General features: G+C 49.6%; 16 protein-coding genes. 7 read left to right on the plus strand and 9 right to left on the minus strand.

Annotation, left to right across the window (positions count from 1 at the left end):
- Positions 1 to 3: 3 nt before the first annotated feature.
- The 3 genes from VLX91_05295 to VLX91_05305 form a co-directional block, all read right to left on the minus strand.
- A complete protein-coding gene (locus VLX91_05295) occupies positions 4 to 3,264 on the minus strand; it encodes a T9SS type A sorting domain-containing protein (protein ID HUI29609.1) in 3,261 nt (1,086 codons plus the stop codon).
- 25 nt (positions 3,265 to 3,289) lie between these two features.
- Positions 3,290 to 7,165: a T9SS type A sorting domain-containing protein gene (locus VLX91_05300; GenBank protein ID HUI29610.1), complete on the minus strand. Its 3,876-nt coding sequence runs from the start codon at positions 7,163 to 7,165 to the stop codon at positions 3,290 to 3,292.
- A gap of 68 nt (positions 7,166 to 7,233) precedes the next feature.
- Positions 7,234 to 8,481: a pectinesterase family protein gene (locus VLX91_05305; GenBank protein ID HUI29611.1), complete on the minus strand. Its 1,248-nt coding sequence runs from the start codon at positions 8,479 to 8,481 to the stop codon at positions 7,234 to 7,236.
- Positions 8,482 to 9,355: 874 nt separating this feature from the next.
- On the opposite strand from VLX91_05305, the gene VLX91_05310 reads away from it, so the two are divergent.
- The 7 genes from VLX91_05310 to lat all read left to right on the plus strand — a co-directional run bounded on the left by VLX91_05310 (position 9,356) and on the right by lat (position 15,511).
- Positions 9,356 to 9,838, plus strand: a complete 483-nt coding sequence (locus VLX91_05310) for a DUF4402 domain-containing protein (GenBank protein HUI29612.1) — start codon at positions 9,356 to 9,358, stop codon at positions 9,836 to 9,838.
- 138 nt (positions 9,839 to 9,976) lie between these two features.
- Positions 9,977 to 10,450: a DUF4402 domain-containing protein gene (locus VLX91_05315; protein HUI29613.1), complete on the plus strand. Its 474-nt coding sequence runs from the start codon at positions 9,977 to 9,979 to the stop codon at positions 10,448 to 10,450.
- A 172-nt stretch (positions 10,451 to 10,622) separates the two neighbouring features.
- Positions 10,623 to 11,234, plus strand: coding sequence for a glycerol-3-phosphate acyltransferase (locus VLX91_05320; GenBank protein HUI29614.1), 612 nt, complete (start codon positions 10,623 to 10,625; stop codon positions 11,232 to 11,234).
- Positions 11,212 to 12,405 carry a trypsin-like peptidase domain-containing protein gene (locus tag VLX91_05325; GenBank protein ID HUI29615.1) on the plus strand — a complete coding sequence of 398 codons (1,194 nt, stop codon included), beginning with the start codon at positions 11,212 to 11,214 and terminating at the stop codon, positions 12,403 to 12,405. Before VLX91_05320 ends, VLX91_05325 begins: the two co-directional genes overlap by 23 nt.
- A complete protein-coding gene (purB, locus tag VLX91_05330; GenBank protein ID HUI29616.1) occupies positions 12,402 to 13,700 on the plus strand; it encodes an adenylosuccinate lyase in 1,299 nt (432 codons plus the stop codon). Before VLX91_05325 ends, purB begins: the two co-directional genes overlap by 4 nt.
- The gene (locus tag VLX91_05335; protein HUI29617.1) at positions 13,697 to 14,008 is read left to right on the plus strand and encodes a hypothetical protein; all 312 of its coding nucleotides are present in this window, start codon (positions 13,697 to 13,699) and stop codon (positions 14,006 to 14,008) included. The genes purB and VLX91_05335 overlap by 4 nt, the downstream gene beginning before the upstream one ends.
- Before the next feature lie 102 nt (positions 14,009 to 14,110).
- Complete coding sequence (gene lat, locus VLX91_05340) at positions 14,111 to 15,511, plus strand: L-lysine 6-transaminase (GenBank protein ID HUI29618.1); 1,401 nt, start codon at positions 14,111 to 14,113, stop codon at positions 15,509 to 15,511.
- Positions 15,512 to 15,616: 105 nt separating this feature from the next.
- On the opposite strand, the gene obgE is transcribed toward lat, so the two are convergent.
- The 6 genes from obgE to VLX91_05370 form a co-directional block, all read right to left on the minus strand.
- Positions 15,617 to 16,603, minus strand: coding sequence for a GTPase ObgE (gene obgE / locus VLX91_05345; GenBank protein HUI29619.1), 987 nt, complete (start codon positions 16,601 to 16,603; stop codon positions 15,617 to 15,619).
- Between the two features lie 154 nt (positions 16,604 to 16,757).
- The gene (locus VLX91_05350; protein ID HUI29620.1) at positions 16,758 to 17,954 is read right to left on the minus strand and encodes a hypothetical protein; all 1,197 of its coding nucleotides are present in this window, start codon (positions 17,952 to 17,954) and stop codon (positions 16,758 to 16,760) included.
- A 62-nt stretch (positions 17,955 to 18,016) separates the two neighbouring features.
- A complete protein-coding gene (locus VLX91_05355) occupies positions 18,017 to 21,577 on the minus strand; it encodes a tetratricopeptide repeat protein (protein ID HUI29621.1) in 3,561 nt (1,186 codons plus the stop codon).
- A gap of 178 nt (positions 21,578 to 21,755) precedes the next feature.
- The gene (locus tag VLX91_05360) at positions 21,756 to 22,535 is read right to left on the minus strand and encodes an alpha/beta hydrolase (GenBank protein ID HUI29622.1); all 780 of its coding nucleotides are present in this window, start codon (positions 22,533 to 22,535) and stop codon (positions 21,756 to 21,758) included.
- A 99-nt stretch (positions 22,536 to 22,634) separates the two neighbouring features.
- Complete coding sequence (locus VLX91_05365) at positions 22,635 to 23,375, minus strand: metallophosphoesterase family protein (GenBank protein ID HUI29623.1); 741 nt, start codon at positions 23,373 to 23,375, stop codon at positions 22,635 to 22,637.
- 237 nt (positions 23,376 to 23,612) lie between these two features.
- A partial coding sequence (locus VLX91_05370) for a hypothetical protein (GenBank protein ID HUI29624.1) occupies positions 23,613 to 23,868 on the minus strand: 256 nt, incomplete at its 5' end.

The following is a 23,868-nucleotide window of genomic DNA, read 5'->3' on the forward strand; positions in this document are numbered from 1 at the left end:
CGTTCATTTCACGACCATAAACTTTTTCACGTCGACAAATTTCTTCTCTCCCGCCGCAAGAGATCCTTTCGTAAGACCCAACGGGACGGCGACGATCCGGTAGAAATACACTCCGCTCGGAAGATTGCCCGCATCGAACCTCACTTCATATGTTCCCGCCTGTTTTGTTCCATCAAACAATGTCCTCACTTCCCTACCGAGCACGTCGTATACCTTCAACGTCACATGACCGGCAACGGGGAGCTGATAACCGATGACAGTCGTCGGATTGAACGGGTTCGGATAATTCTGGCCCAGCGCAAATTCGGCCGGCAATTTCTTACCGACCACTTCATCCGGCCCAACACCTTTCCCGCTGACGGCAATAGAATCCGGCGAACCTGCCGCGTTGTACGTGAGGATAATGAAGCCCGAATGACCGGATGTATCCTTCGGCGTAAACGTTACCACCAGGCGTGCAGTGTCGGAAGGCGCGATGCTGAAAGTTGCGGGTGCGAACGTAAACGCCGAATCTGTCGACGAAATAGCGGTCACTTTCAGCGTATCTGTTCCTGCATTGGAGATGTTCACGGTGTCTTTCTTCCCCACACCGCCCGGTACAGATCCAAAGTTCAGAGTGCTCACCGATAGATAAAAACCGGGGATCTTGTCGGGAACAAAAACAGAATCTAGATTTCCGGCACCGGCGCTTTTCATTACGATATTCTTCACCGACTGCGCATCCATCGCAGTGTAATTATAAAAATTTTGCGGATCAAAATCATAACCGGTCGTGTTCTCAACGATAGGGCCGGAAGCTACGGAATAATTATTCGACGCTTTCAAGTAGCCGATCGGGTCCCCGCTGAGTGTCCCGCCTGGATCGTTCACCTGGGAAATCAGCGTCGGAGTCGGCGTGTGATCGAAATAATTTCCTTCGACGAAAACGTGCGCGGCGCATGTGCTTCCGACGCCGTATCCGCCCGAGTCCGTACCTACAACACCGACATCGGTGTATAGATTGTTTATGATATGCGTCTTCCCGTAACGCACGCGCGGATGGCGGGAATACGTACCATCAAACCAATTACAATAGTATGTCACCTTCAGAGCGGTGTCGCCGGTCTCGCTGACGGAATGTCCAAGCAGGCAAGTTTTTCTATGATTCATAAAATGATTGTACGACACGGTTACAAAGTACGACTCTTTCTTGATGTCCAATTCTCCGTCGTGAGTGCTGGCATTCAGGTCGACGCTCGGGCTGTCGGTGAACGAGCAATGATCGACCCAGACATTGTTGCATCCCTCGACGGACATACCGTCTCCTTCTCCCGCGGTGCAATCTGAGAATGTAATATTCCGAATGATGAGGTTACTGCAATCCACGATCTTAAAACCGAAACCCTGGACTTTCGCATTCCTGCTTGTTCCTATGATGGAGACGTTTCCCGTCCGCTTGATATCGACTTCGGAATCAAATCCGGTAATTGTTTGCGAGATATAGAGGATGAGAGGAGCGCGCGGATCGCCGGTTTTCTGCCGCGGCGTCATTATGTCTTCCAGCTGCTGCCCGCTTGTTATAATGATCTCCGTGCCGCCTTTCCCGCCCGTCGTTCCTCCGCCGCAAGATGCGAAACCGAAAGGAATCGAGTCGGGTACGACGATCTGGTCCACGCCTGTTCCGGTTACCGCGACGTTCGCAGTGGGCGCCCCGCCGCCGTCGTTTGTAATATTCCCGCCGTAACTTACTTTGTCACCAGGCCTAAATCTTACGTATATGGTCTGTGAACTTAACGTTCCGCCGGTGTAAGGGATCGTCAACGACGAATCGAAGCCCGTTCCGGTTGTAGTGGAAATTTGAAAACTTGACGGTGAGGTCAAAGTGATGTTCCCGGATGCCGGCGTCAAAAATAACCCGGACAGCAAATATGTTCTTTCACCCGATATCGAATCTACGATGACACTGCCGAACGATAAACTCGCGGGAGCAACAGAAAGCCCCGGAGCTTCGAGCGTAGTTGCATTCCCGACTCCAGGAGAGGTCGTATTGTAGTTTTGAGAATTGCCGCTGACGACATTGTATTCGTACACTGCAAAGTAATACGTTGAGGCAACGGCCAGGCCAACCACAGTCACACCCGAGTTGCTCCCGTCGTACACAATTTTATTTCCATTACCCTGATCGAGCGCCGCGGAGAAGTTGCTGTCTGCTCCGCCGATGGCGTTTCCGTCAACCGGCATCCAAGTCACCGCGCCACCATCGCGAGCAACAACAATTCGTCTGCTCCCGCTTCCGCCCGACATGCTGACGACGATAGAGTTACCCGTGATCGTCCCGAAAGTCAGCGATGATTGCGCCGCCGGTTCGGCAGCGAGAGAAGTTCCCGATACTGCGACATTTTTTGTAGCGGCTCCGCTGCTTGTGTGTGTAATTACGCCGTTCATCGAACCGCTTGCAGATGATGGGGCAAATTCCGTGTAGACATTTGTGCTTGAAATCGTTCCGCCCGATGGAGAAATATTGATCGAGTTTGCAAAGAGGATGCTGTCTTTGCTCACTTTGAAACCTGCAGGAGCGGTGACGACAATGTCTGAGACAAGGTTACTCCCGGAGACGGAGTAGGTCACGCCGACAATCGAATCACCAACAGCCGCCTTTCCGAAATCAGGAAGTCCGGTCGTCGAAACAAAAACGGTCGGCACCGTGCTGTTCAGAGTGGTTCCTGAGATAGTAACCGAATTCGCAATGACATACTTGCTGGTGGTTGAACCTGTGTACCATGGATACACACGCACGTAAAACGTCTGTCCCGATCTAACGGTATCAATATTTCCGGAAACGGAAACGTTCGGAGACGAAGGTGCAGAGCTCGAGAGCGTAAATGTGCTGCCGATCTGAGTCCTTGCGGCAAATGTCGAGTCGGCGGAATAATAAACGTTTGCTCTCATTCCGCTTCCGCTGTTAACGTAAAGATAGAGCGAAACAGACGTGACCGTAAAATCAAAGGCCGGCGTTGGAGAAACAGCGAATTGCATATACCGGCTGCTGTTTTCGGAGGACTCGCCTGGCCATGTCCCCGCCGTTCCCGACGGACTGCTTCTCTGCGCGCCGCTGCTATATGATACCTGCATATTGCTCAATGCCTGATCCGCCGCACTTACGTTGCCTGTGACGACGGCAGACTGATTCGATGTCAGCGACCATATACTGTTAGAAGAAGTCTGGCCCATCACATCGGCAACACAAACAACGGCGAAGGCGAATAACAGAAAAGCTTTTCTCATGAGAACTCTCAAACTCCGGTTGACACTACTTCAACAATACCATTTTGTGTATCTCTCTCTGCCCGGCGCTTTCGAGCACGCTGAAATAAGTTCCTGATGAAAGCATGCTGCCGTCAAATCGCTCCACATATTTCTTGCCGGGCTGGGCATCGCTGTCGAACAGCGTCGCTACCTGCTGACCGAGGACGTTATAAAGCCTGAGGGTCGTACGAGCCGCCTTCGCGACCGTAAACTCTATCGTGGTCGACGGGTTGAACGGGTTCGGATAGTTCTGGAAAAGTCTGAACACTATCGGAACGGTTTCCTGGTTTTCAACACCGGTCAAAGTGAAATGGCCGACGCCAAACGTGCCGAACGTTGTGATCCCTCTGCGCGAGATCGTGTAAGGCTGTTGAGTGAATTGTGTAGAATAGGCTCCAACGCCGGCCTCTGCCGTAGAATCTTTGTATAGCAGATAAATCGCCGGATAGTCCGAATGATGCTTTGCAAAAACGGTGTCTTCCTGTGCACTCATCCATCCAAACTGGAGGACGCAATTGCCTCCGGCGGGCCCGGCGACCTGCCAATCCACATCGACTCTTCCGAGTCCGTTAGTAGTTAACGCCGTGTCAGGAAAAGCCGAGACAAAGAACGCACCGGCGGTTCCCGAGTTAGCGATCCAGACCGGATCGTACGCCGTTTCCGTGCCGACAGGGAACAACACCTTGGTCGGGCCAACGCCGTTTATCTTCAATGCGCCGAGGCTGTCTGTGACGATGTAGTTAATGTTTGAAGTTCCAATCATCCCTGGCATCGTTAGAGTATCGGCCCTGAGATGGAGCACGCCGCTCGGAATGCGGAGAGAATCGGTAAGAGTCAAATTCTTGCTCAACGTAACGCCGGCGTAGTTCACGATTGTCAACCTGTTTATCGTCGACGGAAGATCGCTTCCTGTGACCTGAGCAAGTGTCGTGGCATCATAAACAAAGTTTGCTTTCGTGCTGTATGACTTCGCGCCCGTTACCTGTATGCTGCCGGTTGGAGAAACTCCGTTAGGATTCCCGGTGGAGAAGGTTGCGCCGCTGTCGAGCACAAAAGATTGCAATCCTTTTATCGTGTCGGCAGCACCGAGAGACAGGATTCCATTCACGACAAATGCCCCGTCGCCGTTTGCGGCCCCCGGTGAAGTGGACGCCCACGATTTGCTTCCGGATAAAATAAGGTTCGAAGTCGCGGCAACTGTGTCGTCCAGGGTCAACGGCATCGATGGCGAGGAGAACAACAGCGGTTTCCCTAATGACACGAGTTGATTCCCGTTTCCGACGAAGTTCATGGCGAGTGAGCCTTTGGAATTTGTACCAAAGGTGACGGTGCTGTCGACGACGGTGAAGCCGCCCGAGATATTGATTATGCCGGTCTCAGTGGTCAGAGTTGAACTGCTGCTGGTTCCGGCGTCGAGCTGCGCTCCATGTTCGAGCAGCAAAATATTTTTGATGTTGAATATGCCGGCTCTGTTCCCCGCAGTACCTGCGCTGGAGAAAGGAGCAATTGTACCTCCCGACACTACCACACTGCTGTCGACGTTCCACACACCTGTGATCGTGTTGGAACCATTGGTGTCGACGCACGACCATACTCCGCCGACCACATAGACATTCCCGTGGACATGGTGGACGAACGAATTCAGGCCGGCACCGCTCAATGTGCCCGGCGTTTGCACTGTCAAGCTCCCGTTGATTGACAGATTTGCTCCCGCGACGGTTCCTCCGCGAGAGACAATCACGTTACCAAAAGTAGAATCGTAACCCGCCCATCCGAACGAAGTGCCTGCCAAACTTGTGTGAACATAATAGCTAGACGTGTCGATGCTGTACGAAGCGGCCAGCGGAAATGAGGGGAGACTCGAGTTGCTGTTATAGAACCACGCGTTCGGCTGAGTCGTGAGCGCAGCTTTTATCATCAGCGGAGCTGTCACATTGAGCTTGGCTCTCGATTGAATAGTCAGACCTTTGCAGATCGCAGGCAAGGTCGATGTAACGACGACAGAGTCGTTCGAGGCAATCATAACATCGTTTGTTGAATCAGGGATAATTCCGCCGCTCCATGTTGCAGCGTTGTTCCAATCTCCTCCGCCGGTACCGTTGCTTGCTATCAGGCCGAGAATCGGATTGTCATTCGCTATGGTGGCAAGGGCGAAAAAGGTACTTGTTGTGAGATCAGTGAACGCCGTGGCGGTAGTGATCGAATCCAGTCCCGAGCCTCCCGTCCCGCTTCCCGTTCCACCGAGGTCGATCCAGGTGCCCAATCCGCTCGGACCCTGCGCGACTCTCAAGTCGGCCGGAGTTTGAACCTGATCATCCGAGCCGTAATAAGCTTTCAGAGATCCGCCCGTGAACGCGGACCCGCCTGAGGTTTTGATGTTATAAAATCTGACTTTCGAAACATGAGAGAACGCTTCAGGCGTCGACCATCCCGCATTTCCCAGCGACATCGCACTTGAGTCAAATTCCGTCGCCGAGTAAATAGAGAGCGTCGCCGCTGTCTGCGTCAGGCTCAAGGCTACGGGACGATAGACTGCGCTGCTGCCAATCGGAAAACTCTTTGTGACAGCAGATGCACTGGCCACCAGAACTCCCAGTGTGCCGTCGACATATGACGAACTTGTATTCTCGATCGTGCCGGAATAAAGTGCCGTGCCAGTATACCATCCGGACATCAAAGGAGCATTGCGCGAAATTATTGTTCCGTTGATAAGTCTGAGATAAATCACGTAAGAGGTATCGACCATGCTTACCCGTGCACCGTTTATCACGTCGAAGTCAAGTCCATAAGTTGAAGTGCAGGTGGTAGGTTTAATCTTCGCATACTGCACTCCGCTCTTCGCAAAAACAAATCTCGAATCGAGATAGTATGGGTAGGTATTATTCTGACTGTTCGAATTTCCCAGGTTGCCGGTATTTGTTGAAGTAGTCGCGATCGTGACACTGTCACCATAGAAATACCACACGACACCGGAATGGTCATTTCCTCCGCCATGGCTTCCGCGGTCTACAGCGAATCCGCCGGTGCCGCCCGGTGTAGCTTTCAAATTACCCATGACATACACGGTGTCAAACGTTGCACTGCTGCCAGTTCCCGATCCGGTAACATATCCTCCGGTGACGATCAAGTTACCGTTGATGCGAACGCTACCGGATGATCCGCCGAAAAACTGCAGACGACCGGCAGTGGTTCCATTGTTGGTTGCTGATACCATAAAATTACCGCTCACGACATTTCCGATTCCAAAGCCCCATCCCAAATTACCGGTGTAGGCTCCTGTGACATTGTAGTTAATGTTTCCGAAATTCTGTGCACCGCCTGCACCCCAGCCAGTGGCGGTTACTCCTCCTATGGAGTTAATGTTCAAAGTTGAACCTGCTGCCCAAACCGCAGCAGGCAAAAAACCTTTTGTTGAACTAGTCGTTGAAGTGTCGTTGATATTGACTACGCCAGTGCCGCCGACGTGCAATGAATCTTTGCCGTAAGTGATCCCGTATGGAGAAGCGGTCTGCGTCACAAAGCCGGCAATCGTAAGAGTGCCGTTTACCGTTATGCCGGGCTTCACAATGCGGAGAGTCACCGGATTTCCGCCAGAAGTAAGCGAGTCGATGAGAGTACCGCCGGGGGCAATAACCACGTTGCGCAGAGTGTCGGTCGCCTTGAAAGTTACCGTGTTACCTGAAAGGATAGTTATGACACAGGTATCGGGGACATTCGTGGAATCGGGTATCACAGACGCCGCCACCCACGAAGTACCATTATACACTTGCCAGGTGGCCAGACTGTTCCAGTTGCCCGATCCTGCAGACTGATAGTCACCGACGTTCTGCGCCAGCAGTATGCCACCATGAGAAATGCACACTGCAATACTCAAAATCATTAAACTTTTCCTCACAGTACCTCCAACTTTTTGAAATTTCCTAAATGAGTCCGGATGTATCGCAACGTTCACTTACTTGGATTCTCGCGGAACACTGCTTTACGTTCGTGAACGCTCGCGATTGTTCCTCCAATATCTGAATTGTTTACAATTTGTAAATCACTGAAATCGACATCCATCAGTTTCTTGTCGGAATCAAATCTCAGCGTAACTGTTCCGCCACCGGAATTGTATCTCAATTCCGTTCCATCTTTCAATTTTAAGATCGGTGTTCCGACAACTGTCACCGGTTCCGAAAAAGTGAAAAGCACACGACAATCATCGACTTCCTGCTTCACGACGGTCGGACCGCCGGCCGATTCCGGATCCCATTTTCCGCCGAACGTCCATGACGGTGTTATGTCCTCCGGAGCAGGATTTCCCTCTGAATTTTTCAGGTTATCCGCCAGCCACGGATAATCGCCGCCGTCCTTATGACAATTATAAAAATAATCTCTTTCTCCCCAGTTGAAAGGCCTGCTCTGATTTGCGGCGGAGTCGCTGTAGACCACGCGATATATCGGAGTGTCCGACATTGTTTTAGAGAACGTGCAGTTCAAAAGATAAAACTGTGCTTCGAGATGATGCCTGCCCAGATCAAATCCCTCGACTCCGTCGAACGAGCAGTTCTCCAGTACCAATTTCTGATTTCTGTCAAAACTTCCGGCGTGCCATATTGATGCGCTTCCCTTCTTCTCCTCATAAAATTTCGAGTTCTTGACGAGGCACCATCCTCGCGGACATACGAAATCAACGGAGCCGCTGAAGCTGCAATCCGCCATATAATACATTCCTGACTTGTAATTCCATGGTGAAACCGTATCAGCCCCTTTGCTCAAAATATTGCAGTCGACCATGATAGTCCTTGTGCCGTCATCATATACCGCGAATGCATGGGGACCGATCTCAGGCTGGGTATTCTTGATCGTAAGATTCCGAAGGATGTCGTCGTCGCCATGGATGTTCACGACGGCGGGCCCGATCGGATCTCTATGAGCAATCCAATCTGTCCTCAACTGAGGGTACTCGATGATGGTGCTGTCCTTGTTCTCTCCCTCGAGAGTGATGTAGTCCTGATCGATTCTGATCTTTTCGTGATACACGCCGTTCTTAATGACTATCGTGATACGTTCATAATTAAACATCGGAAGCGAGTCGACGGCTTCCGTTATCGATCTGAATTGGCCGCTGCCATCCTTGGCAACTATGATACGGTGCGAGTTAAAGGAGGAAGCGGTCCCGGCAACGACCAGAAGGAAGAAGACAGACGTCTCCACCTGTCTGTGAAGTTTATTTAGATTAAATGCCTCCTTAGAAAACATTAAAAATGCTCGAGACCGCATTCCTTTCCTCTGCTTAAGGGAGAAGCAAAATTCTGTACCATGTTGCTAAACCGGCGGAAGTCATCCTCGCTGACTGCCTCAAATCGTCACATTTTCGCTCACTTCAACGCTAACTTAACCGATAACTTTGACGGCAGAAAAGTTTACTACTGTCGTAATTAAATGTCAAGCCCATTCTTTGAAAATGTGTCGCAACTCTCATCTGCTGCGATAGACCGGCTCGATACCCACCCACGATGTGTGCTGAGACGACGAAGCCACGCGTAAGTCAACACGGATCTTCAGATAATTCGGAATTCTGCGAATCATGACAAACGTCGATGCGGCACCCGATGGAATCTGAGATCGCTCTCATTCTGAAATCCCTGTAACGATTTCTTCCCGCTCGAAATCCGCAATTTATGTTTGGCAGAAAGTCTGCCGTCGCTGAATTTGAATCATATTCGAGAAGTAGTCACTAACTCTCTTTTCCCTTCCGGCTGATCTATTTTGAAAAAGTAACAAAGTATTACAGTTTTGTTACTGCAACAAACTCAAACTTCAACCAAAGGTTACAAAACGCCGAAAATATTGCGGGCGAGTTTCGGCACAAGCGTTGCTAAATATAGAGCGGACGCTCTCCACCGCACGCGGCGGCCGCCAAACGGCGGTTTGTGTGGTTGAAGAACTCCTCGGAGAGTTGGAGAGAGAAACACAAACTGTTGTTACTGTTATCATCCTTGAGTTAGATTACGTGCACCAGAGAGCGTTGGAGATAACGAGTTTCTATAAAATCGTTCAATAACTGAAAAACTCTTCGGAGGAATATATGAAAAAATTCTTAGCTATTGCTGTGCTCCTTACAGCATTTGCCGCGAGCGAATCGTTCGCACAAGCCACAGCTGTTGTAAATCTTACTGTCAATAATGCCATTTCGTTAACCAAAACTCGAGATATATCTTTTGGTATAGTCCCTCAAGGAGTAACTACCGTGACAATCAATCCAGTTACGGGCGCTGGCGCCACCGGGACATTCACTCTTGGTGCGTCTGCAAGCACTCAGATGAACGTGAGCTGGAGTTCAACTGATTTGGCAAGCGGCGGAAACACGATCGGTTTCGCGGGCGCTGGTACGGCTTCTGGCAACACCGTTAATGTCCAAGGGACTTCGCTCCCACTGACAAATCCCGGCATTTTCACCACAAGTGGTACGGGAGCTTACTTCTTCTGGGCAGGCGGAACTGCGACGCTAACACCAACTCAAGCAACGGGTTCTTACACTGGCACCTATACCCTGACGGTCACTTACTAAATGTGATTCCTTTTTGTAATTCAGGCAGGCGATTTCTTCTCGCCTGCCTTTTTTATTTCTGATAAAAACACCTGTTTCGTGCTTCCAGGGGGCGGCACAAGTCTTGCATTATTTGTGCATGAGATGCGGGAAAAAATATTGACAACCCTTGTACTCTTGTGTACAATTGCAGCGACGGAATCATTTGCCCAGCCTTCGACCACGACGGCAAATGTCACTATCAAAATCAACGGAGCGATGACTCTGACGAAGCTCCGCGACATGGATATGGGATTCGTCATGCAAGGAGTTATGTCGATCAGCGTGGACCCGATTACCGGCGGCGCACAGACCGCCTATTTCACTTTTGACGCGGGCCCTAATGCCTCCGCCACCGTTTCGTTCTCTTCAACCAATCTGACAAGCGGCGCGGACAACATGCCTTTCACTTGCTCACTTGCTGGCGGCAATTCTCCAAACCAAAACAACGCCTCAATAGTCTCAAGCGGGGATGCTGTCACCACCAGTTCAACCGGCACTTATTATTTCTGGGCCGGCGGCACGGCTGACCTCTCACCGACGCAGCCTCTCGGCACTTATTCCGGCGACTTCATACTCTCGGTAGCATACTGAAGAAATTTTGAAATCTAGATTTCGAATCAAATTCAAGCTCCCGTGATGGGTTTTTGAGGCAACATTCGAATCTCATGATTCCAATTTCACCTCTTCTCTAAGACAAAAATCAAAATTCGCTGCGGCTTCGCAGATAAATTGAAAATATGCGCATTTTTGCCTATAATAATTAGTGTTCAATCTAGCCCTAGCAGTTGTTGCCTACTTAATCGGGTCTTTTCCGACGGCTTATGTGGTTGGAAAGCAGGCAAGAGGCATAGACATTTTGAGAAACGGGACCGGAAATGTAGGCGCTATGAACGCCTATGATGTTACCGGCTCGAAACTGATCGGTGTCACGGTTGGAACAATTGACATACTCAAGGGGATCGCCGTGACCATGATAGCACAACATATCTTCGGGCTGACCGGCTCGACGATAGTCTCAGAAGGCGACGGCCGCTTAGGTCTGTGTGTCATGGCCGGTTTTTTCGCCGTTCTCGGTCACAACTACTCAGTTTTCATAAAGTTCAAAGGAGGACGAGGACTCGCAACTGCGGCAGGCGCGCTTTTGATTGTCCAGCCGCTTTCCGTCGCAATCTATCTTGCGATCTATATTTCGCTCAGAGCGGCAAAATTAAAACTATATCTCTCAAGCGTTTTTGGAATTCTAATTGCTTCGATACCGCTCCTTGCAAAATTTGCAGCCGCGCCGATTGTTGAAGTATTCGCGGCGCTACTTTTGATCGTCGTTCTATCAAAACATATGATTCCCTTAAAAGATGAATTACAGAATGGAATATAGCAGGCCGTCCGGATGCGTCACGGGGACTCTCAGACTCTTACTTTTGGTATTGTTTCTATCCTCCCCATCAATTTCCACTGTCATGGCACAATCCGTGCGAGCCGAGGAAAACGATCTGACTTCTTCGCGGGAAAATGCGATCACAAAATCCGTTCAAAGAATCAGCCCGGCAGTCGTCGGCATAAATGTCACCGCACAGGAGCAGCAAATGAGTCCTTTTGCCGCTGATCCGTTCTTTCGTGAGTTTTTTCAGGACAATCCATTCTTCCAACAGTTCATGCAAAGACAAAAATTTGAGATACGAAGTCTGGGCTCCGGGTTTCTGATTTCGGCGGATGGATATATCATAACCAACGAACATGTCGTCCATAATGCGACGAGGGTTCTCATAACGATGACAGACGGCACGAGAAGACCTGCCAAGATAATCGGCCACGATCTGAATAGCGACGTTGCCTTGTTGAAAATCGACGGAGACAGCTTGCCGTATTGCAGGCTCGGGGACAGCGACAGCATCCTTGTTGGGGAGTGGGCAATAGCCTTTGGAAATCCCTTCGGGCTGTTTGACATCAACAACAAACCGACCGTGACGGTCGGAGTCATAAGCTCGCTGGGTATGAACTTAAAAGTCGACGACCAAATGGGCGGCGTAAAAAATTACAGCAGCATGATCGAGACGGACGCGGCGATTAACCCGGGAAATTCCGGCGGCCCGCTCGTCGACCAGAACGGAAGAGTCATAGGCATGAATACTATGATTTACACCGGCGGTGTAAGTCAATCATACATCGGCTACGGATTCGCCATCCCGGTAAACAGAGTAAGAGCCATCGTGGAACAATTGAAAAAATACGGCAAAGTGGTACACGTAAGCTGGATCGGATTGAAGCTGCAGACTGTCGATGAAAACATCGCAAAGTCTCTCAACATGAGCGAATTTTCGGGCGCGATGGTGAATACCGTGGAACCCGGAAGCCCGGCAGACAAGGCGGGACTTCATCCGGGTGACATAATACTAAAATATCAGGATGATCCCGTGCGGGATGCCGACGCACTTCTTTCGCAGCTCCACGATTTACCGCCGGGGAGCAAAGCGAAATTCGAGATTCTCCGCAACAACAACTTATTGTCCCTGACTCTCGAGGTTGGAACAAAGGAAACCAGCAAATGATAAAACGCTATTCACCTGCCGAATTGAGTGCCGTTTGGAGCGAAGAAAATAAATTCCGTATCTGGCTCGATGTAGAAATTGCGGCGATGGAATGCCAGGCACAGCTGGGAAGAATTCCGACGGAGGCGGTTTCCGAAGTCAAAGCGAAAGCGAAATTCGACGTCGCAAGAATAGATGAAATTGAGAGAACAGTCAAGCACGACGTTATCGCTTTCCTGACGAATGTCAGCGAGAATGTTGGACCACCGGCAAGGTTTGTCCACCTCGGCATGACATCTTCGGATGTTCTCGATACGGCATCGGCAATTCAATTGAAACAGGCCGGCGAAATCATCCTCAAACACCTTCTTGACATCCAAAAAATCATAGGCGAGTTAAGCCTGAAATATAAGGATGTCCCCGAGATCGGCCGTACGCACGGGATACACGCCGAGCCGATCACGTTCGGCCTAAAAATCGCGGTGTGGTACGATGAACTCGGAAGAGACATCGTGCGGCTCAAGAGCGCCATTCAGGAAATCGCAGTCGCAAAAATTTCCGGCGCCGTAGGAACTTATTCGCACATTTCACCCGAGGTCGAAAAATATGTTGCGAAGAAATTCGGGCTGCAGCCTTCGATTGCCTCCACGCAGGTCATCCAGCGCGATCGGCACGCGCAATTCATGACTGTGCTAGCCGTAATTGCGGGCACGTTCGAGAAGATGGCGCTTGAGGTCCGGCACATGCAGAGAACGGAAGTCCTCGAGGCCGAAGAGCCGTTCACAAAGGGTCAAAAAGGTTCTTCTGCAATGCCGCACAAAAGGAATCCGGTGAATGCGGAAAGAATCTGCGGCATGGCAAGGTTGGTGCGATCGTATGCCATGGCCGCTCTCGAAAACCAGGCGCTGTGGCATGAAAGGGATATTTCCCACTCGTCCGTCGAGCGCGTGATATTTCCGGATGCGACGCTGGGACTGGACTTCATGATTCTCGAATCTCAGAAAATCTTCAAGAATTTTGTCGTCTACCCGGAAAATATGAAGAGGAATCTCCAGATCACTCACGGGCTCTTTTTCTCTGAAGACATTTTGCTGAAGCTTGTTGAAAGAGGAATGACGAGAGAACAGGCTTACGCTATCGTCCAGAGAAATGCCATGCAATGCTGGGAAACAGGTGAGGATTTCCTCTCGGCGCTGGGCAAAGATCGTGAAGTCGCTGAGAAAATCTCACCCGAAGAGCTAGCCGGGATTTTCAGCTTAGATGCACTTTTGAAAAATGTTGACTACATTTATAAAACACTGGGATTAAAAGGATGAAGCTGCTTTTTCAGAGCAAGTCATTTTTAATCTGGCTCGGCGGATTCTACGGGCTGCTGGCAGGATTAACGATTGCCATGGCAGCGCAGATAACTTTCTTGAAGTTTTCGCTCGGTCCGATAAAATCGATAACTCTTATTGCGCTTGCCGGAGGCTCATCCGCCGCCGGCTCTCATCTCGTCAGCAAGCATCTCTTTCGAGAAGACGAACCTATCTTGAACCGCCCCTTGCACTACATTTTGTTCTTCTCTCTGCTTCCGGTCTTGATACTTATCCTTGCAATTATTCTATTCTTCAACCCGGATTAGAGATGATGATTTCAAATCGGAAAGACTAGCTGAAGGAAGATTTCTATGGGAAGACATTTGAGATACAAAACTCAGAAAGCGAAGTTCCCAAAGGGTTGAATCATGCCGGCAAAAAAGATTAAGAAAACAAAAAATAAAATTACTACTGCCGATAACGACATTTACTCGCCAGGCATAAGCCCCGAACATGTGGCTGACGTTCTCCGCAAACATATGCTGGTGGACGGGTTCGATATCGTATTCGACCTCAAGCGAAGCAGCGGCTCCTACGCGTACGATGCAAAGAGCAAAGAAAAGTTCCTGGATTTTTTCACATTCTTCGGTTCGAATCCGGTTGGGTTCAACCATCCAAAGATGACGACGCCGGAGTTTCTTGAGAAATTAGCTTATGTCTCGGTACAAAAACCGTCATGTTCGGACTCGTATACGGTCGAGATGGCGGAATTCATAGATACATTCTCGCGAACTGCGATCCCGGATTACCTTCCTCACGTTTTCCTGATCGAGGGAGGAGGACTCGCGGTTGAGAATGCCCTGAAAGCCGCTTTCGATTTCAGAATGCAACGAAATCTCAGCTCCGGTTTTTACAGATCGACCGAAGATGAGAACAGGCTGAAGGTCATTCACTTCAGGAGAGCGTTTCACGGCCGCACCGGTTATACGCTTTCGCTGACAAATACCGATCCAGTCAAGACAAGGTATTTCCCGAAATTCAACTGGCCGCGAATACACAATCCGGCCATCAGCTTCCCCCTGAATGAAGAGAATCTCAAACTGGTAAAACAGGAAGAAGAAATATCGCTCAACCAGATCAAGCAGGCAATAGTAGAATTTGGAAAGGACATCGCCGCACTAATTATCGAGCCGATACAGGCAGAGGGCGGCGATAACCATTTCAGAAAAGAGTTCTTCATTCGGCTTCGGGACATCTGTACGGACAACGACATCATCATGATTGTTGATGAAGTGCAAACCGGGATTGGCCTCACGGGTAAGATGTGGGCGCACCAGCATTTCGTCGAGCCCGACGTCGTTTCGTTCGGAAAAAAGACACAGGTCTGCGGCATTCTCGCCGGGACTATGTTTAACGAGGTAATCGAAAATGTCTTCAATACCTCCGGAAGGCTCAACAGCACTTGGGGAGGGAACCTTACCGACATGGTACGCTTCACTCGGCAGCTTCAGATCATTCAGGAAGAAAAACTTGTCGACAACGCCGCCAGGATCGGCGAACTCCTTCTTACGAGGCTGAGAGATCTGGAATCGGATTTCCCGCAGTTTGTACGGAATACGCGAGGCCGCGGACTCTTCTGTGCGTTTGATATGCCTTCTCCGCGGAAGAGGCTGGAACTCCGCCAGAGAACCTTCAACAGAAATCTTTTGATTATAGGATGCGGCGAACGAACCATTCGTTTCAGACCCCCGTTGAACGTCACCGCATCCGAGATAGAAAAAGGGATCGATATTATCCGCGCATCGCTTGCAGAAATGGAATCGGATTAACCGCAAAACCTCGAACTGACAAAATGAGGTGACGTTTGAAGGCAGGGGTTCGGGTGCAAATACAACGTTTGTCTTAACCTGTATCCCGATAAGGTGCCTTCGCGACTATTTCTTGATCATCGACCAAAACGTTCCAAGCAACTCTTTTACACCGGCATCAGTCACGGCGCTGATAAAATGTTTCTTCAGCCTCCCGGGAAAGTTCGTCTTCTTAAGGTCTGCCATCCGCGAACCATCAACAAGATCGATCTTGGTGAAAACGACCATCTTGACTTTTTTCGGGAGGTCGCTGCTGTGAAGCCGCATTTCTTCCATCAACTTTTGAAAATCCTCAATTGGATTCGGTGACACAGACTCGATGAGGACCGCGATTGCCTTCGTTCTCTCTATGTGTCTCAAAAAAGAGATGCCCAGGCCCTTGCCGTGGCTTGCCCCTTCAATTAACCCCGGCATGTCTGCCACGACAAATGAGAAATCTTTGTACTTCGCGATTCCAAGAACCGGTGCGAGCGTCGTGAACGGATAGTCCGCAATTTTCGGTCTTGCTGCCGAAATAACAGAGAGGAGAGTCGACTTACCTGCGTTTGGAAAACCGACGAGACCGATGTCGGCGAGAAGCTTCAATTCGAGTTTCAAAGTTTTATCTTCGCCTAATTTTCCCGGTTCCGCTCTGCGCGGCGCGCGATCCGTAGAAGTTGCAAACTCGGCGTTTCCTCTCCCGCCTTTTCCGCCCTTCGCGACAACAAACTCCATCCCGTCTTTTACCATATCGACGATCTTCTTGCCTGATTCCGCATCTTCGACGATTGTTCCCGCAGGCAGTTTGACGATCAAGTCCTCGGCACTTTTGCCGAATTTGTTGGAGCCTTGCCCATGCTGACCGCGTCCCGCCTTGAACGTCGCACGATAATGAAAATCAAGAAGAGTTGTAAGGTTTTTGTCCGACACGAGAACGATGTCCCCGCCCTTTCCGCCGTTTCCACCGTCGGGACCGCCGCGCGGGACGTATTTCTCACGCCGGAAACTCACGCAGCCGTTGCCGCCGTCGCCCGCCCTCACGTGAATTACTGCTTCGTCAACAAAATGTGCCATGGTCGGACAAAAAAATACTTACATCGACTTTCCAGATTCCAATAATTTCAAGCAACAAAAAAATAAACCCGGAATCTATAGGGTCTACCGGCTTTTGATTTTAGGATTTCGATATTTTTTGAAGCTTCAGAAATGGATCTTGGAATTTCGTGGATCAGGTGCTCGCATCGTGGTTAAATTTTTTACTAATTGCATCGGTGAATGCAACCGCATATTTGGAAAATGGGTTGATTCCACGATCAATGAATATCCCTTCAACGATTTTTGACGCGCCCTTCCAGTCTGCGCTTTCATCTAACTTATGAATTGCAATATGGTACAGCGACTTGCTCCCTCCGAATACTTTCTTGACAATTTTCGCTTCATTCTTTGCGCTCAACAAAGTCCTCACGGAAGGTGTTTTCTGTAGTGCATCGGCGACCTGTGGAGGCTCTGCCTGCGATTGGGGATTCGACCCCGAACTGTATTCTCCGGCCTCCTTTTTATCATCCGCACCTTTCATCTCGGTTTTCTCATGCTGACGTTCCGCCCTCCTTTCAAATGACTCCCAGTCTTTTGAAGATTCTATTTGCGGCTTGAGCAGGTCCACCGTCTGCGTCATATCCCTCGCCGGAGCCTGCAGAAGCGACTCGACGTCGCGGGAGTTGAGCGATTGAAACCCTTTTACTTCCTTCGCGAACTCTATGCGGTCCACGATCTCGTCCGCAGATTTATCTCTAAAGAAAAGAACCAGGGCGTCTACCGGAATCTTCGGATACCCGGCTGCGAACTCGAACAACTCCAGGAGAGGATTGGTAAGAGATTCGGCATTTGACGGCAGCGAGCTCAGAAGATGCTCGTCAATTTTCGAGTGGAGCTTCCTCCAACTGTCAACGTCGATAGAGTCCTTGGTCTGGAACTCCATGTATTCACTTATTCCCTTCGAGTAATACTGGTAATCGCTGAGGAATCTCTCTGCCCGGTAAAAATTCGCTTTAGAAATATCACGCAGTCCTTTGAACAGGAATTTCTCCAGCGTCCATCGCGGACGAATGATATAATTGAACAGGAACTTTGAAGATTTGTCGGTCAGGTCGAGAAAATCGTCTCGGGAAAACTCGAAAGAGCTTTTGACGGAATGGCGGATTTCCTTGAAGAGTGTCTGTATCTCCGCGGGAGACATATCCACTTTGCCGGTTTTGCTCTTCCCGAATTCCTCATCGTCGATTATTTCATCCACCTCAGCCTCGGCAAACCTCTTAAAATTAGCCGGCAGCTCCGAATCCGATTGAAGCGTGCGGAGCGGTATCCTCTCGCCGGTGTAACGCTTCGCTATATTGAACGCGAAACTTGAAATTTCCTTTTCAAACATCGATCAGTTCCCCGAATCCATTTTTCTGATTCCGCTTTTCGCCATTCTCTTTCAATTCTTCACTACTTTAGCAATGCCTTCACTCTGTCTATTTCCCTCTGTGCGCCGTCGACAAATTGCTTGTCGGTATGAGGCTTATCTATAATTTTCTGATACATAGCAATTGCATCATTAGGCTTGTTCATTTGCTCGTAACACTTTCCAGCCATGTAATATGACTGTGCCGCCCAATCGATCACGGCGCCCTTTGAAACTAAATAAGGAACCTTGAGAAACTCCAATATGGCATTTGCGTAATCGCCCTTGTCGTTGTAGATCGCACCCATATAATAATGAAGTTCCGCCTGATAATCACGCCCCGCCTCTTTGGCAAGATTCTGAAAAGTGAGGAGCGCCTGATCGAAATATTTCAATTCCTCATAAAGTATGCCCACTTTGATCTTCATATCCATGATGGACTCGTCGTCGGGATACTTCGATATGAATTTCCTCGCGACATCGAGTGCGCCGTCATACTGTCCCGCGCTTTCATACGAACTGATGAGCCTGCTCATTGCATCACGCAGAAGATCTCCATCCGAAAGCGAATCGAAATAAATTGCCCTGAATATGTTTATTGCATCCTGATATTTCTCCTGGGCGTAATATATGTCACCGAGTTCAAGGCGAGCCGCCGAAGCCGCCCCGCTGTTTGGAAATTTTTTCAGCAGCTCCGTCAGCTTATCCTGAGCCTTGACAAGATCTCCAAGTTCGACCAAGATTCTGGCGCCATCCAGAATCGAGACAGGGTACGCGGCGGTTCCGTCATAATCGCTCCCCACCTTGTCCAGCAGCTTCTGTGCTTCCTCGTATTGTTTGTTCCGGATAAGATATTCGGCCTTGTCGACGAGGAATTGCGCCAAATACTTGTCGTCTTTGCCGGGATAGTTTTTCTTGAACTTTGCCGCAGCGGCGTCTGCCGATTTGATCTCGTCGGTCTTATAATCGATCTCGATCAGCCTCGCCGCCGAAAATGCCCTGAGCGTGTCGACCGCAGTGCTCAGGATTTTTTTATAGAGCTGTGCCGCATTATCATAGTCGCCTAACTTGAGATACGTCTCCGCGGCATTCGCGAGTGCCACTATGTCGCCGAACTTTTCGAAGAACGCAGCGCTCATCCGTTTATCGCCAAGCGATTCATAAATTTTCCCGAGCTGGTAGTATGAGTCCGTCACTTCTCGACGCGCCGAATCATCCAGCGGCGTATTCGCCGAACCCGTCACTACTTCTCCAAAAAGGTCCTTTGCTCCGTTCAAATTTCCCGATCTCAATTTGCAGTAAGCCATCTTGTAAAGGATATCCGGAGAAATGGTCTGCCATGGTTCATCATCGCCGATAGTCTGATAGGTTGAGCATGCGGTGTCATACTTCTCCGTTGAGTACAAATAATCCGCAAACTGTAACTTCACTTTTTCCTTGTATGCAGAAGGTTGAAGCTCATCAAGGACCGACAGATAAGCATCTCCGGCATCCAGATTCATTTTCTTTAAGAGTTCAGCGTAAAGCAATTGTCCTTTCAGTAAATATTTTTTAGGCGGTTGAGAATTGAAAAAATTTTCGAGAATCGTTTTCCCGGCATCAAGAGAGTCGATGGCCATCTCCGATCGGGCAATTACAAGCTGGGCATCCGCAAGTGTCCCGTCACCAAAAGGATCGCTTTGAACAAGCTCAGCCTGAACGATAGCTTCATGATAATCTGCAGAGCCGTAAAATGTTTTCGCTAGTATACAATTCACTTCGGGAACGTGAACCGAGTTTGGAAAGCGCTTCAGGAATGAAGCCGCGGAATCCCCGGCTCCGGCTGAATCGCGGGACTCGATCTGCATCTCGATCACTTTGAAGAGAGAATTTTCCGCGACCGAATCATTCTCGGGAGACAGGGACAGCTTTTCATAAATCGAATACGGCTCCGACTTTTCATCTTCCTTCGCCGTCGAAACTTTTTCCAGTACATTCGCGAGGAGGTACTGCGCCGCCCTTTGAGTGTCCCCTGTCGAGATTGAGATGATCCGGCGGAAAATATCTTCCGCCTTCCTGTAATCTTTCAAATCATTTTCGAAGAGATCCCCGATTTCAAAAAGGGTGCCTGCATTAGGCGAAATCGCCTGCTCGGAAACGATCGCCGCCAAACCGGCAACTGCATTTTTGTAGTCGATATTTTTGAAAGTTGAAACGTAATTTGAAGCGCTGTCGGCGGCATCGGCATAATCGGACTCCGGATATGATGTTAGAAGCTTACGATAGTTGTCGATCGCGTCTTCATAATTGGCGTCGCTTTCATCGAAGCAGGCAGCATAATACAAGAATGCATCCGGCCTGTCTTTGAGAATATTTTGGTATTGATAGAATGTCCTCCTCGCAAGCTCCGTATCTTTCAAGTATTTCGATTCGATATCTACTAGTTTCACGACATATTTAACGTCCGGTGTTCTCATGCGCTGAATCAAAATCGTCAGAAGCGAGTCCGCGATCTTCATTCTTTTCGCTTTGAACGCAAGCTCGGCGTAGAGATTCAGAACCCGTTCATTTGTTTCCTTGGAAGGAAAACCTTTGAGTACCGTCAACCCTTCTGAATACTTCTTCCTAGTCTGTAGGAGATCTGCAATCTTTAGTTTGTACTCCGGGAGAAGCGACTTCAGTTTGCCGGAAATGTCCTTGAATGCCGCATCGTCTCCCGTCGCGAGCAAGGCATAACTCTTCTCGAATTCAAGCCTGTCTTTTTCATCAGCTGTCAATCCGTCAACATCGATTTGGTCCGCACTCTTCAGCGCGGAGGAAAAATTTCCGGCGTCCATCTCGAGCTCGATACGTTCCAACAAGGCGTCCGTGCTTTGAGGATTTATGTTCATTCGAATCGCGTCGTCAAAATATTTTCCCGCCTGAACTGACATTCCGCGTAATCGGTTCAGTCTGCCGAGTGCGACCAAACCCATGACTCTCACCGAATCATTGTCCGAGGAAAGGAGCGCCTTGAATTGGTCCTCAGCTTTAAGCTCCTGGCCGGAGCTGAAATACAGATTACCGAGCTGTAGAGTCGCCTTGAAATAGCCTGGACTCGTGGGATATTCCTGCTCGAGGGTCAGAAGCGAAATCTCAGCACGAGACGTGTCTCCGGAGAGCTCGAAATATTTCGCGGCACTGGAGAGACTGCTTGCTGCGCGGTTATCCTTTGGATAAAAGACCTGCAGGCGCTCATATGATAATGCAGCGTTCGCATAATCTCCGTCCTTCGCGTAGGACTCTCCTGCGTTCACCCACGCCGTCGGCGCCAGCGGATCGCTCGAGTATTGCATGGCAAAATTCTGAAAGTTAGAGGATGCTGCCGTGAATTTTTTTTGTTCGAACTGCGACATCGCGAGATAATAATGAGCCTGCGAAGCAGACGGAGATGTCGGATATTCCTGCAGAAATTTATTGAATTGCTCCTCGGCGAGATCGTACATCTTGTTCTTGAACAATTCGAGACCGAACTTCAAGTCGGAATCGACCTGAGTATTTCCGACGACAGGGTTTTCAGTCTGCGCAAATGCTGAAGCGGCAAACGCCGACATGAATGCAAGGACAATTATCGATCTTTTTAACATAATTAAATATAAAGACTTACGAAGGATTGAGAAAGGGAAAGTTTAAATGAGGGGTAAGAGTAGAGCCTTAGCGGCCCGAGATGCAAAAATCTCTTCTCAAGTGATCATAATAATAAAGTCGGTACCTTTTGGCCAAATACTTGAGTGTTCAGCTTGAGCCGCTGGCTAGCCGACTCACTCATACTGTTGCAAGCCATTCGCAAAGGACCGAATACGCCTTGCTACCTGGATCCAAGAAATCCATATGCCCTGTATCGGGTAACTCAACAAACTCGACACAATCGCCGGACGCTTGCGCCGCAGCAGCGTAACTTCGGGAGAGGTCAATCGGTAGAACTTCGTCGTTGACACCGTGAATAATCAATTGCTTTACACCGAGGGGCAGCAATTCAATCGGAGACGCAGCTGCATAGCGATCCGGATACTGACCATGCGATCCACCTAAAAATTCATTGACTGCGCCTTTTCCCGCGTTGAGCTCGTAGGCGCGCGCAAAATCGGTAATCGCTGCCAGACCGGCTGCCGCAACGGGCCGGACGCGAACCGGTGAAGAGATATTTGCGGGTTTGTTCCGTGCTGCTGTCCATAATGCAAGTTGACCACCTGCAGAATGTCCGGCAACGATGACCCGGTTCAAATCAAGTTCGATCCCGTCGTCCACAAGCGCCGCAAGGTGATCCACCGCTGAGGCAGCGTCGTGAAGAGTTTCAGGCCAACCTCCTCCCGGAGCGCCCACTCTTCGATATTCAATATTCCAAACTGCATAGCCCCCGGCCACAAGGTCTTTCGCTATGGCTGAGAGCGCATCTCGACCGTATGGCATCCTCCAAAAACCACCGTGAAGCAGGCACAGAACCTGAGGCCGCAATACATGAGGCAAGTACAAATCGCCCTCCTGGCTGTCTAGCGATCCATAACTATATGTGTGAACTGAATATGGCTGAGATATCTTTTGCATGAGTATGAACTTCTATTTGATTGCACACCGTCTAACGGCTGGGCTCAGCGGCAGCGGCCGAGCCGCTGTCCGCTGGAGCCGGTGTTAGCCTGCATCACTTTACTGCATAAAACCAGTCTGTAGACCAATTTGCCAATCAAGACGACCATTCTTGAGCGCTTGCGCAGCTGCCTTCTGACACTCGTATGGTACCGCAATCATTTCTGCCTGCCAGCAACCATTTACAAATTCTAGGATGGCGTAGCGTGCGTGATGTGACCCAGTCTCAATGATGTGATATTCCGGAAACTCATCAGCATATGCTGGTAGCCCTACGCTGCCCGGATTTACAATTAGGATGTTTTCAGACACTTCAACCAGCCTGGGAACGTGTGTATGACCACAAAGTACTACACGCGCCTTCGTTCCGCCAAGCCGCTCTATGATTTCTCTCTGAGTTGCCAATCTTGCTCGTCCGTGTTCCACGGTTTCCAGCAGGTAGGTAGTGTCGCTGGACGGTGCACCATGAATCAAGAGCACTTCCTTCTGAATTTCCATGCTGGCTGGCAAAGCTCTGAGCCAGTCTAGTTCAATGCGATTCAGTTGCTGAAAGGCATAGCTGTTGGAAGAGCCATGATATTTGGGGTCTTGATGGACTAGTTGCCGATCTTGGTTTCCAGATATTTGGATCCAGTCTTGTTCCATCAGGTATTGGATGGTCTCTTTTGGCCAAAGGGGCCCTGAGACATGATCGCCGAGATTAAGAACGCCATCTACATGTCTCGACTTGAAGTCATCCACTACTTTCTCGAGAGCGCTGATGTTTCCATGTATATCCGAGAGTACGGCTATCTTTTGCATAGTTCATCCTTTAGGAGTGCAGGCCAACGTACCGGCGCTAAGCTGCGGCACTGCAAACTCTCAACTTGCACCGACATCGCGCCGAACCAATATTTAAATTTATTCATAACCATCTTGCGCGGTAAATTGCAGCCAGCTCATGGGGCTTGTCCCGCATTGCATTTACGCGGGATCAGCTTGCCTGCCCGCCGTCTTTTTGGCGGGAGCGACTGGTTAAGCCGGCAACCAAACCAAGAATTATTCAGAATCTATCGAACTTTTTGATTTGTCAAGATTGAACGTCAGTATTCTTTCGTCCCATAAGTATACTTCTGTCCAGCTTGCGATGTGTTGCATCACTTGTGCTTTGCGAAAATCATCGACGTTCTTGGTTAGGTGAATTACATCTTGACTAACAGTCTTTTCGACGTCGAGATATCCATCTCCGTTGACATCGCGATATTTAATCTGCCCTAACCTACGATCGAAGTTATTAGTAGCGCTATCTCGGCTC

It is taken from the genome of Candidatus Acidiferrales bacterium, assembly GCA_035515795.1.
In the GTDB taxonomy this organism is placed as follows: Bacteria; Bacteroidota; Ignavibacteria; order Kryptoniales; family JAKASW01; genus JAKASW01.